Genomic DNA, 11,733 nt, shown 5'->3' with positions numbered 1-11,733 from the left:
GGCATGATCGCTTGGTGTTGAGCGTTCCCGACCGCGGTGCCTTCGTCGGGCGAGCAGCAGAGGTCGCCGCGCTCCAACGTGCGTACCAGGACGAGTCGGTGCAGACCGTGCTGATCGCCGGTGAGCCCGGTCTCGGCAAGTCGCGGCTGGTCAGTGAGTTCGCCTCGCGGCTCGGCTCGGATGTGCTGGTGCTGACCGGCCGGTGTCCGGAGTTCGGCGTGAGCGGGGTGCCGTTCGCGCCGTTCGTCACGATTATGCGCGCTCTGGTACGGCGGATCGGCATCGACGAGCTGACCGCACTACTTCCGGCCGCGCGCCCCGCGCTCTCACGCTGGCTGCCCGAGCTTGCGATGCGGACCGGTGCGGCCGAGCCCGAATCGGATCGGATCCGGCTGTTCGGCGAGATCCTCACGGTATTCGAGCAACTGGCGATCTCGCATCCGGTGGTGCTCGTCCTGGAGGACCTGCACTGGGCCGATGATTCGAGCCGCGAACTGCTGGCCTTCCTCATCGCGAATCTCACCCAGCGCGATCTGCTGCTGATCGGCACCTACCGGCCCACCGATTCGGAGCCGCTGCGTCGACTCGTCACCGGACTGCGCCGTGATCCCGGTGTGCGCGTACTGAATCCGGAGCCGCTGACCAAACACGAGGTCGGGCGTCAACTCGCCGCGGTGCTCAACCGCGAACCGGAACCCGGGGTTGCCACCCGAGTCTTCCAGCGCAGCAAGGGGATTCCGCTTTTCGTCGAGGCGCTGGGGCGAGCGCTGCAGGAGGATCCCGATCGCGTACCCGCGGACCTGTCCGACCTGTTGCTCGGCTATCAGGCCGGACTGCCGGAGCATGCCAGGGCGCTCTTGCGACTGGCCGCTACCGCGGGCTCGCCCGTGCGGGCAGCGTTACTGGAATCCGCGACGGACCTGTCCGACGACGCCCTGCACCCGGCACTGCGCCAGCTGACCGACCAGCGATTACTGCTCACCACCGACACCGGCTACGAGTTCCGGCACAGCCTGATTCGCGATGCCGTCTACGACGATATGCTGCCGGTCGAGCGAAAGCGTCTGCACACCAGGCTTTCTCAGGTGCTACTCGGCGAAGACGCCCTCCGTGCCGGTGACCAGCGGATGGGCGAGCTGGCCTATCACGCGTATGCCGCGGGCGATCTGCCACACGCACTCGTGGCCTCCTGGGGTGCCGCTACGGAATCCGAAGGGGTACAAGGCGAACGCGTGCGCCAGCTGGATCGAGTGCTGGAGCTGTGGCATCGAGTGCCCGACGCGGCGACGCTGATCGGGGCCGATCGGCTCACCGTGCTGGAACGCATTGTCGAGGCATGCTTTCACGGCGGCATCGTCGAGCGCGGCGTCGCGGCGGCCGACGAGGCGCTGGAACTGCTGGATGCGGCGGCCGCACCGGAGCTGGCCGCACGCCTGTACTACTACCGGGCGGGTTTGGAGAACCAGAGCAGCGCCGGATCCGTCGATGATCTCACCCGGGCCTTGGAGTTATTGCCCGCGTGGCCGCCGAGCGTGCTGCGTGGCGAGGTGCTCGCCACACTGGCCGCATCCCGTGTCTTCAACGGTGATGCCGACGGGGCCGCTCGCGACGCCCGCGCCGCCGTGGAGATCGCCGAGCAGACCGGCACGCCGGCGCTCGCCGCGCGCGGCTACGCCTATCAAGGTCTGGCGGCGGTCGCCGGAAATGGTTCCGCCGTTGCGTATTTCGAACAGGCGCATGCCGCGGCGAACGATCCGCAGACATTGCTTACCGTGGTGCTGTGGGAGTCGGCGGCGCTGGTCGCGGCGGGCGAATACCAGGCGGCCATCGAGGCGATCCAACAGGGATTGCGGGCCGCCCACAAGACCTTCCGTTTTGCCGATGCCGGGCCCATCCTGTTGGTGAAATGGGCGCAGGCATTGGCCGCGCTCGGACGCTGGCCGGAGGCACTCGGTCTCATCGACGAATCGCTCACCGAGCAACTGCCGCCGCTGAGCAAAGCCGCGCTGCTGCTGTGTCACGCGAGAATCGTGCTGGCCCAGGGCTCTTCGGCGGCGGCAACGAGCAGTGCCGATGCCGCCGCGGAACTGTTGAGCGACGGACCGTGGGCGCGCCAGTACCAGCTCCAATTGCATACGGTGCGAACCGATATCGCGATCGCGGACGGACGATCCCGACATGCGCACGAGCTCGTCGCCGAGACGCTCGCGGCCGACGACCTCACCACCCACCACCATGAGGTGTGGCCGTTGCTCGCGACCGCTGCCCGGATTGCGGATTTCGCGTCCACCGCCGACCGATTGCCGGTGACCACCGCGGTCGACACGGCCTACCGCGCCGTCTTCACCGCCACCATGGATAGCGATCCGGCCGCCTGGCACAAGGCGGTATCCGCATGGCGCGCCATCGATCAACGCTACGACCTGGCCCGCAGCCTGCTCAACGCCGCCGAAGCCGAACTGGCGGTCGGCAATCGCGCCGCCGCCCGAGAACCCCTGCGCGAAGCCGCCGAACTCGCGGCGGATTTGGGGGCGACACCATTGGCCGACGCGGTTGCGCAGGTGGCCGAACGTGCCAGGGTGGCGCTCCAGGTAACTCGGCCGGAACCGGTGAACCAACAGCCCCGCACCTTCGGTCTGACACCACGCGAACTCGACGTATTACGTCTGGTCGCACAGGGATTGAGCAATCGCCAGATCGCGGCCGAGCTGTTCATCAGCGGCAATACCGCGGGCGTGCACGTATCGCGCATCCTCACCAAACTCGGTGCCGCGACACGGACCGAAGCCGCCGCGGTGGCCCGCAAACACGGCCTCATCGAGCCTGACTGAAGCAGCCGTTCACTTCCCCACCGCGCGGATCAATTCTTTCGTTGTCGATCAAGCCGTGAGCGGCGCGGTGATGCGCCGTCCGTCGGCGGCACCTGCGACAAGCGTCAGCCGACACCGAATGCGGTGACTACTCACCGAAGGGAGCTGAACCCCGATAATGGTCGGACTATGACCGAATCCCTACTCCACCGGCGCTTCCCCGAACTGGCCGGCACACTGCCGTTCGCCCGGCTCGGTATCGCTCCGACACCGGTCCGCCCGCTGGACCTCGGCACTCACAGCACTGTGTGGTGCAAGGACGAAAGCGGGTACGGCTCCGGCGGGTGGGGTGGCAATAAGATCCGCAAGCTGGAGTGGCTGTTGCCCGAGGCCCGACGGCGCGGTGCCCGGACCATTCTCACCTTCGGCGGCACCGGAACCAATTGGGGTCTGGCCACGGCGCTCTACGCCCGGGAATTCGGCATCGACACCGCGCTGGCGCTGGTCGACCAACCGGTGGACGACCACGTCCGCGAGCAGCTGCGACGACTGGAAAACTCCGGCGCCACCCTACATTTCACGCACAGCAAGTTGCGCACCGTCCTGGCCGCACCGTGGCTGCTGCTGCGGCATATGCACGGGCGCACCCCACCATATCTGCTGCCCGTCGGCGGATCGTCGCCGATCGGCGCACTCGGCTATGTCGAGGTCGCATTGGAACTGGCGGCGCAGATCGCCGCGGTCGAACTACCGCAACCGACACATCTGGTGACCGCCGTCGGATCCGGTGGCACGGCGGCGGGTTTGGCCCTCGGCCTACGGCTTGCCGGACTACGCACCCGCGTCGTCGGTGTCGTCGTCAACGACTCGCTCCCCCTCGACGCGCGACACATTGTCGAGCTGGCGAACCGCGCCGCGACGGTGCTGCGCGCACGCGGCGCGGAATTCACCGCGCCCGAGTTGCGCCAGGACGACGTGACGATGGTGCGTGACTGGCTCGGTCCCGGCTACGGCCATGAAACCCCGGCCGCCATTGCCGCGAAGAAGCTCGCCGCGGCCAACGGGCTGGAATTGGAAACCGTCTACACCGCAAAGGCTTTGGCCGGACTCCTGGAGATGGATACCCGCGGCGACTTCGGCAACGGACCCGTTCTGTTCCTCGATACCTATGGGCCGCGCTGATCCGGGTCCAGTCCCAGAATGACCGCCAGCACCGCACGCAACCGCTCCACATCGCCGCGAAGGCCGGTCACCGCGTCCTGATACAGGAAGGCCTCGATGAGCCGGACCAGCGCATAGGCGAAGGTCTGGGTATCGACCCGGTTCTGGTAGCCGTCCACGATCGCGGTATCCAGAATTTCGGCGACCACCCCGACCACCTTCGGCTGTACCGGCCCGTCGCTGGTGGTGATGATGCGGCCCGCGGTGGCCTGTTCGGTCGCGATGAAATACCTATATGCCTCGCTGCGCGTCAGCCACAGCGCCGCCCGGTCCAGCAGGGCCAGTACCCGCCGCGCGCCGGTGTCGTCCACCCGCGTCTGCGCCGCCACGACCATCCGCTCGAATTCCGACACCATGACCGCGCCGAGCAGACCGTCGCGCGAACCGAACCAGCGGTAGATCGTCGCGCGCGACAATCCGAGTTCCGCCGCGATCGCCTGCACATCGACCCGCTCGCAGGCCAGGAACTGGGCGCTGGCCGCGGCGAGCACCTGGTCCTGGGAGGCGGCGGCGGGACGGCCGACGGGACGGGCGGCACCGGAGGTTGTGGTCATCCCAGCCCTGGGATCGATTCGCGACACATGCGTAGTAACGTACCAAATCGACCCGAGCGAGCACCGCGCCCGTCTGGGCCAGTGCTCCGTCACCGCGAGAGGATGTGCCCGTGCGCTCGACCCTGATCTCCCGTAGGGACCTGGACTTCCTGCTCTACGAATGGCTGCGGGTCGAGGAGCTCACGGCGCTGCCCCGGTTCACCGAACACTCCAGGGATACCTTCGACGGCTTTCTCGACCTCTGCGAGGATCTGGCCACAAGGCACTTCGCCACCCACAACAAGCGCAACGACAGCAACGAGCCGACCTTCGACGGTGAGACGGTCACCATCATCCCGGAGGTGAAGGCCGCGATCGAGGCCTTCACCAAGGCCAATCTCATCGGCGCCGCGATGGACGAGGAGATCGGCGGGCTGCAGCTGCCCGCCACCGTGGAGGCCGCCGGATTCTGCTGGTTCCAGGCCGCCAATGTCGGCACCACCGGCTATCTCTTCCTGACCGTCGGCAATGCCAATCTCCTCGCCGCGCACGGCACCCCGGAGCAGATCGACCGCTTCGTCAAGCCCATGGTCGAGGGCCGGTTCACCGGAACGATGTGTCTGTCCGAACCGCAGGCGGGCTCTTCGCTGGCCGATATCGTCACCCGCGCCGAACCGCAGGCCGATGGCACCTACCGGCTGTTCGGCTCGAAAATGTGGATCTCCGGCGGTGATCACGAGCTGACCGACAATATCGTGCACCTGGTCCTGGCCAAGATTCCGGGCGGACCGGCCGGAACCAAGGGCATCTCGCTGTTCGTCGTGCCGAAATTCCTGGTGGCCGAGGACGGTTCGCTCGGCGCACGCAACGATGTGGTGCTGGCCGGGTTGAACCACAAAATGGGATATCGGGGCACCACCAATACGGTGCTGAATTTCGGTGAGGGCAAGCACAATCCGGACGGCGCGCCCGGTGCGGTGGGCTACCTTGTCGGCGAACCGCATCGCGGCCTGACCTACATGTTCCACATGATGAACGAGGCGCGCCTCGGCGTCGGGCTGGGCGCAACGGCGTTGGGCTACACCGGATATCTGAAGTCGCTCGACTACGCCCGGGAACGCCGCCAGGGTCGCGCGCTCACCGCCAAGGATCCGTCCGCACCGCAGGCGCCGATCATCGAGCATGCCGATGTGCGACGAATGCTGTTGGCGCAGAAGGCTTATGTCGAGGGCGCGCTCGCTCTGCTGCTCTACTGCAACCGCCTCGTCGATCTGGAACGCACCACCACGGATCCGGCTGCCAAACGCGATCACACCCTGCTGCTGGAAATCCTCACCGGCGTGGCGAAGAGCTGGCCGTCGCAATGGTGTCTGGAGGCCAACAGCCTCGCCATCCAGGTACACGGCGGCTACGGCTACACCCGCGAATACGATGTCGAACAGCACTATCGCGACAACCGCCTCAACCCCATCCACGAAGGCACCCACGGCATCCAGGGGCTGGATCTGTTGGGCCGCAAGGTGATCCAGCACGACGGCGCGAGCCTGCGGCTACTGGCCGCACAGATCGAGCGGACCGTACTCGCGGCCACCGAGGCGGGCGGCGAGTGGACCGAATTCGGCGGACAGCTCGACGCGGTCTGGCAACGGCTGCTCACCGTCACCGGCTGGATGTTCGCCGCCGGCGATATCGCCGCCGCGATGGCCAATTCCAGCATCTACCTGGAGGCCTTCGGGCACGTGGTAGTCGCCTGGATCTGGCTGGAGCAGGCACTCGCCGCACACGGCAAGGACGGCGACTTCTACGACGGCAAGCGTGCGGCGGCCCGCTACTTCTTCCGCTACGAATTACCCAAGACCACACCGCAATTGGATCTGCTCGAGCTGATGGACCGCACCACGCTGGATATGCGCGACGCCTGGTTCTGACCCGTCAGAGGACCAGTGGTTGCCGCCCGGGTCGGGTGCGGCGCCACGCCACCGCAAGGAAGACCAGCAGGCCGACCAGCGGCAGGGTGCCGATCGTCCAGCTCAGCGGCAGCGGCGGTCCGGGCTGGTCGAGCACCGTGATATTGCCGAGCGTCCCTTCACCGTGTCCGAGCGGGCCGTCGATCGCGAAGGTGAAGGTGTAGGTGCCGGGGTCGTCGAAGGCCTTGACGTCGAGGCCCCAGGAGTCGCGTTTGCGGGGATGGCGGACCAGCGGTGTGGCGCGGCGGCCGGGTCTGATGGCGGGTCCGGTCAGGCGAAGTGTCCCGGATTTGTCGGCGATGCCGCCATCGGGCATGAAGGTGAAGTCGAGCGACTTCATCGCGCGGATGGGCCAGGTGGAGAAGCCGACGGTCACGCCGTACGGACCCACCTGGACGCGCTCGGTATGCACAACCTCGACCGGTGCATAGGCGGAGGCGGGGGTGATGGCGACCAGCGACAGCGTGATCACGGCCAGTACGGTGACGGCGAGCCTGCGGAGTACGGACATCACGCATCCTTCATTGCGGGCAGCATGGTGGTGAACCGGCCGCCGAGGAATCCGGCGAGCAGGCCGAGCGGAATGCCGAGCAGCGTGATCGTCACGATGTCGCCGGCGGCGATATGCGACGTAGGGCGGACGAGGTTCAATTGCAGCGGGAACGTCAGGCCGACGATCACGCCGGTCACGGCACCGGCCACCAATACGATCTTGCGCGCATCGAAACCACGGGCCCGCGCCGACCAGAACAGCCCCTCGACCGCGACCGCCGCGACGATCATGAACATCGGCATCATGACGGGCAGATCCGGCGGCCGTCCCGTGAGACCGTCACGCAGCGGCAGTCCGATCGCCGACGCGTAGGTTTGCGCGGCCCAGGGCGAGAACCACCACAGGATCGCCTGCATGGCACCGAGCGAAACCGCGATGGCAACGGCCGCGCCCGCACGCGCCAAAAGTGCCGCGCCGAGTACGAGCAGCATCGGCCCGAACAGGACGATGCCGAGGATGGTCGGGTCGACGGGCAGATGCAGGTTGTTCAACGCATTGGTGGGAATCGGTGCGAAGGTGATCAGGATCGGAATCGCGACGACGATGCCGATTCGGCCCCAGCGGTGGTCGCGGTGGGCGGCGAAGACGATGATGCTGCCGATCATGGTGAGCGAGATGGACAGGAACAGCGCCACATGTGACGGGGTATTGAGCACCGCGTCGAAACCGTAGATCGAATGCCACTCCAGATCGAGCAGGCCGTACAGCAGGAACAGTGCCGCACCGGCTCCGGCGACCATATAGCCGAGCGGTGCGGTCAGGTTGCTGCCGAAGACTCGGATGGGAGTGCCGCCGAGGCGGGGCACGGGCCGACCGGCCCGTTGGGCCGAGGTCGCGATGAGAACCATGGCCAGGCTGGCGAATCCGGATATCGCGCTACCGGAGTACAGGAACAGATGCGGCAGGGTGAAGAACGTGTCGGGACCGACTTCATTGTGCCACTGGATATCCCAGCTCAGGCCGACCAATGTCACCGCGGTGCCGAGCAATACACCCCAGGCACCGATGCGGGCCGCGATGGTGCCATCGGAGATATCGGGTCCAGTGTCGGCTTCGACCGGTGCTGCCGTGGTCATGGTGATCATTCCTCCTGATCTGTGCATGTTTTCAGCCGCCGACCCAGATCGGCACCGCGAGTTCGTCGAGGCTGTCGTGTTCGTCGATCGACAGTCGAAGCTCCCACGGACCGGTCATCATCAGTGGTACCGATGCGGCATGGAAGTGGCCCGGACCGGTGGCCGTCGCCGCGATGGGCTGTCCAGCGTGGCCCATGAGCGGCTGATTCACCTGAATAAGTACTGCGGCATGGTCTTTCGGCGCGCCGGTGCGGTCGGTGACGGTGATATCGATAGCGGTGCTGCCGATTCGGAGGCTGTCGATGGAGACCGTGACGAGGTGCTGCGGGGTACCGGTTTTCAATACGAGCGGACCGGATGGGCGCGGCCAGGCGAACCAAGCGATGACGGCGAGCACGATCACGATCACCGCCCCTACTGCGAGGAAAACGCTTCTCCGAGTTGCGGACTCGAGTGCAGTCGATCGCTCACTCATGGCCGCGCTCCCGCCGCGACATCGAGAACGAGAGGGACCGTGAGTACGGTGTAGCGCCGTTCGACCTGGATCCAGAGGCGATAGCGGCCCGCGAGCGGGAAGGTGTAGGTGAACGGCACGTCGGGTCCGTATCCGGCGACCGTCTCGTCGGGTGCGCTTTCGCCATTGGCGGGTGGCATGAGCATGGTGCCGTGGCTCGCGGCGGGCTCGGTCATATCCATGCCGGGCATATCCATCCCCGGCATATCGGACATGCCATGCATCGATGTCGCGCCCATCGAGTGGCCGTGACCCCAGATAGGTGAGTTCTGTACGGCTGCAGCGATATCCGGGTCGCCGGGTAGTGGACCCGCCATGATCAGGTGGCCGACCATGCCGAGCCACGGTTGCAGATCGGCGGCATCGCCGAATTCGGCGGTGATGGTGGTCGGTGCCCCTGCCACCGGAGTAGTCGTCCTGACGGTGACCGGGTTACCGTCGACAACGGTCGACGCGATCTTGTCACCACCACCGAGATGCACTGTGGCGCTGGCGGATTCCGGTTCTGCAGCACCGGGCAAGACGGTGAAACCACTTGCCGCGCGTACCATTTGCACACCACCGCCGCGCCGCGCCAACTCCGCGGACAGCGCATACCGCCCGGCCTCGGGCGCAGCCAGATGAACCTGATACCGGCCGGGCCCGACCCGGATCGGATGCAGATGCGACAGGCGACCGGTCGGGCCGACGGTTAGCAGATGCATGAGCGCACTGTCGTGCACGACCAGATCGTCGACGGGTGCACCGGTGGCGGCATCGATCAGAACGAGGTCGAGATCGCCTGGCCGCCCGGCGTTCACGGGCCCACCCGCGACCATGAGCAGTACCGGCGGCCGCGAAAAGTCCGAAATCAACGGCTGATGCACGGCATAGGGATCGGTGACATTGTCGAGCGTGGGATCGAGCTGACCGCCGGGTTGCGGTGGCAGCGGCAGCGATGCCGAAAGCAGCGCGGCGGTCACCGACACCGCGACACCGGCCACCATCCCGGCGGCCGGAACCAGCGCCCATACGCTGCGTCGAGCACGAATCGCGATCACCACCGCGACGGGCAGCAGAACGCCCGCCACCAGAAATCCGCCGTAGACCAGGCGCTCGGGCGGCGGGATCACCTGCGCGGGCACGATGAACGGAATCCGCGCCACCCGCGTACCGTCGCCGACGGCCAGTTCCCACGGCCCGGCGCGGTCCATTCGGACAGTCGCCGAGTACATCCCAGCAGTGCCGCCGAGTTCGACAACCGCCTCGGCGGTGGGCGCTCCAGGTGCAGGCTGTGTCGACTTCTCGGACACCCCCGTCGGCGTCGCCGCGAGCGTGAGTTGCCCGGGCGCGGCACCGGCATGGGTGACCACATCCACCCGCAACGGCCCCGGCACGCTGGTCACCCGGCGCAAGATGATCGTCAGCTCCCGATCACCGAGCGACTGCGCGACCGAAATATCCGAACCGGAGGACGCCGAATCCGCCGCCACGGGACCCACCCCGATCGACACCAAAAACGCACATACCCCCGCGACCAGCAGAGCGCGACCAGCACCGGCGACAACACCCACGCCCGTCATGGTAGGGATGCGTGACCGCCAGAACATCACCTCCAGTGGGGATTTCGCCTCCCCCGCCGGAGTGATGCCGCCCTGGACCGGCATCCGGATAATGCCCCAGCTCACCGCCGAAACCACCGCTCGGCGGTGAGCTGATTCAATCGCCGGTCCACGTCCGGCGAATGGGCCGCCCACGAGAAGTGGGTGGGGCAGCGGCGTGGACTCGCTCGTTAGCGCAACGGTAGTGGCGGCCCGCTACGCGGAACCTGGTGTTCGGGGCCTGCCGAGCCCGACATTGTTCCGTTCCGCCCCGCCAGCCCGTCATTCGAATCTGTGTGATCGAAAGTCATCGGCTGTGAGCGAGGTGGCGCAATGGCCACTCCGAGACCCATCTGCCCAGGTCAGAGCGTGTGGTGGGCGGCGGAATAACATCCGCTGATTTGCGGAGCTCCAACGCGGGCATTTGAGCGTCTCCGCGGCAACTATCGTCGCTATCCATGCAGGTCAGCGAGAGAAAGGTGGCGGAGGTGGGAGCCGAGGCGACGCCCGTGCGACGGTTGCGGGCCGACCAGGCGCGCCGGATAGCCGACGTGCTGCGTCATCAGATACATGCGGGGGCGTTCGACGATGTGCTGCCGAATGAGCAGGAGTTGGTCGCGGAATACGACGCGTCGCGCAATACCGTGCGCGACGCACTCGCACTGCTCAAAGACGAAGGGCTGATCGATCGGGTACCGAAGGTGGGCACCCGGGTCGCCCGGCGCAAATACGATCACGGGCTGGACGCGCTGCTCGGGCTGCAGGAAACCCTCAAGGGCCACGGCACGGTGCGCAACGAGGTGCGCGCGGCAATGCATATCACCGCACCGCCCGCCGTCGCACGCAAGCTCGGGCTGAATCCCGGTGAGCGCGTGGTCTATATCGAACGACTGCGCTATCTCGCCGACCTACCGCTGAGCCTGGATCTGACCTATCTAGCACCCGAGATCGGCACCGAGGTCCTCGGCCACGATCTCGAGACCAACGACATCTTCGTACTCATCGAACAGATCAGCGGCGGACCGCTCGGCTCGGCCGACCTCGCGCTGGAAGCGATTACCGCCGACGCGCACACCGCCGCCACCTTGGAAGCACCCGAGGGCGCGGCGCTGCTGATGCTCGAACGGCTGACCCGGCTCGACGACGGCCGACCGGTGGATCTGGAATACATCCGGATGCGCGGAGATCGAATCACCATGCGCGGCAGCCTGACCCGCAGCGCATCCGAATGGAAGGTCATCTGATGGCACTTGCGAACCAACGCACCGACATTCCGGTGACCATCGACGAATCACTATGCATTCAGGGTTGCACGCTGTGCGTGGAGATCTGCCCGCTCGACTCGCTGGCCATCAATCCGGAAAACGGTAAGGCCTTCATGCACGTGGACGAGTGCTGGTACTGCGGCCCCTGCGCCGCCCGGTGTCCCACGGGCGCCGTCACCGTCAATATGCCCTATCTGTTGCGCTGAACGATCCG

General features: G+C 66.6%; 10 protein-coding genes. 5 read left to right on the top strand and 5 right to left on the bottom strand.

The genetic code is table 11. The annotated features are described in order from the left end of the window. Positions 1-14: 14 nt before the first annotated feature. Entirely contained in the window at positions 15-2,831 is a 2,817-nt protein-coding gene (locus ON44_RS13415; protein ID WP_040689763.1) for a helix-turn-helix transcriptional regulator, read from the top strand. Between the two features lie 168 nt (positions 2,832-2,999). Next, positions 3,000-3,992 (top strand): 1-aminocyclopropane-1-carboxylate deaminase/D-cysteine desulfhydrase, encoded by a 993-nt coding sequence (locus ON44_RS13410; protein ID WP_040689761.1) that lies wholly within the window; start codon positions 3,000-3,002, stop codon positions 3,990-3,992. Here the strand turns inward: ON44_RS13410 and ON44_RS13405 are convergent. Then, the gene (locus ON44_RS13405) at positions 3,977-4,585 is read right to left on the bottom strand and encodes a TetR/AcrR family transcriptional regulator (RefSeq protein ID WP_040689759.1); all 609 of its coding nucleotides are present in this window, start codon (positions 4,583-4,585) and stop codon (positions 3,977-3,979) included. The genes ON44_RS13410 and ON44_RS13405 overlap by 16 nt on opposite strands. Positions 4,586-4,695: 110 nt before the next feature. On the opposite strand from ON44_RS13405, the gene ON44_RS13400 reads away from it, so the two are divergent. Continuing rightward, positions 4,696-6,492 carry an acyl-CoA dehydrogenase gene (locus tag ON44_RS13400; RefSeq protein WP_040689757.1) on the top strand — a complete coding sequence of 599 codons (1,797 nt, stop codon included), beginning with the start codon at positions 4,696-4,698 and terminating at the stop codon, positions 6,490-6,492. A gap of 4 nt (positions 6,493-6,496) precedes the next feature. Here ON44_RS13400 and ON44_RS13395 read toward each other — a convergent pair whose 3' ends face one another. Genes ON44_RS13395 through ON44_RS13380 form a run of 4 tightly spaced genes read right to left on the bottom strand, consistent with a single transcriptional unit; the run spans position 6,497 to position 10,341 of the window. Beyond that, entirely contained in the window at positions 6,497-7,042 is a 546-nt protein-coding gene (locus ON44_RS13395) for a hypothetical protein (RefSeq protein ID WP_040689755.1), read from the bottom strand. Next, entirely contained in the window at positions 7,042-8,160 is a 1,119-nt protein-coding gene (locus tag ON44_RS13390) for a hypothetical protein (RefSeq protein ID WP_174415062.1), read from the bottom strand. Before ON44_RS13390 ends, ON44_RS13395 begins: the two co-directional genes overlap by 1 nt. 31 nt (positions 8,161-8,191) lie before the next feature. Further along, positions 8,192-8,635, bottom strand: a complete 444-nt coding sequence (locus ON44_RS13385; protein WP_157187135.1) for a FixH family protein — start codon at positions 8,633-8,635, stop codon at positions 8,192-8,194. Continuing rightward, a complete protein-coding gene (locus ON44_RS13380) occupies positions 8,632-10,341 on the bottom strand; it encodes a DUF8832 domain-containing protein (RefSeq protein WP_245567137.1) in 1,710 nt (569 codons plus the stop codon). The genes ON44_RS13385 and ON44_RS13380 overlap by 4 nt, the downstream gene beginning before the upstream one ends. Before the next feature lie 371 nt (positions 10,342-10,712). Between ON44_RS13380 and ON44_RS13375 the strand changes: the two genes are divergently transcribed. Next, positions 10,713-11,498: a GntR family transcriptional regulator gene (locus ON44_RS13375; protein ID WP_051181965.1), complete on the top strand. Its 786-nt coding sequence runs from the start codon at positions 10,713-10,715 to the stop codon at positions 11,496-11,498. Then, complete coding sequence (locus ON44_RS13370; RefSeq protein ID WP_040689749.1) at positions 11,498-11,725, top strand: 4Fe-4S dicluster domain-containing protein; 228 nt, start codon at positions 11,498-11,500, stop codon at positions 11,723-11,725. Before ON44_RS13375 ends, ON44_RS13370 begins: the two co-directional genes overlap by 1 nt. The last annotated feature ends 8 nt before the right edge of the window (positions 11,726-11,733 follow it).

This window comes from Nocardia vinacea NBRC 16497 (genome assembly GCF_000308835.1).
GTDB classification, from domain to species: Bacteria; Actinomycetota; Actinomycetes; order Mycobacteriales; family Mycobacteriaceae; genus Nocardia; species Nocardia vinacea.
This window is presented reverse-complemented; position numbering and strand designations above follow the sequence as displayed.

Coding starts and splice junctions, on each gene's coding strand:
- ON44_RS13410 (WP_040689761.1), top strand. CDS start 3,000: ATGACCGAATCCCTACTCCACCGGCGCTTCCCCGAACTGGCCGGCACA.
- ON44_RS13405 (WP_040689759.1), bottom strand. CDS start 4,585: ATGACCACAACCTCCGGTGCCGCCCGTCCCGTCGGCCGTCCCGCCGCC.
- ON44_RS13395 (WP_040689755.1), bottom strand. CDS start 7,042: ATGTCCGTACTCCGCAGGCTCGCCGTCACCGTACTGGCCGTGATCACG.
- ON44_RS13390 (WP_174415062.1), bottom strand. CDS start 8,160: ATGACCACGGCAGCACCGGTCGAAGCCGACACTGGACCCGATATCTCC.
- ON44_RS13385 (WP_157187135.1), bottom strand. CDS start 8,635: ATGAGTGAGCGATCGACTGCACTCGAGTCCGCAACTCGGAGAAGCGTT.
- ON44_RS13375 (WP_051181965.1), top strand. CDS start 10,713: ATGCAGGTCAGCGAGAGAAAGGTGGCGGAGGTGGGAGCCGAGGCGACG.
- ON44_RS13370 (WP_040689749.1), top strand. CDS start 11,498: ATGGCACTTGCGAACCAACGCACCGACATTCCGGTGACCATCGACGAA.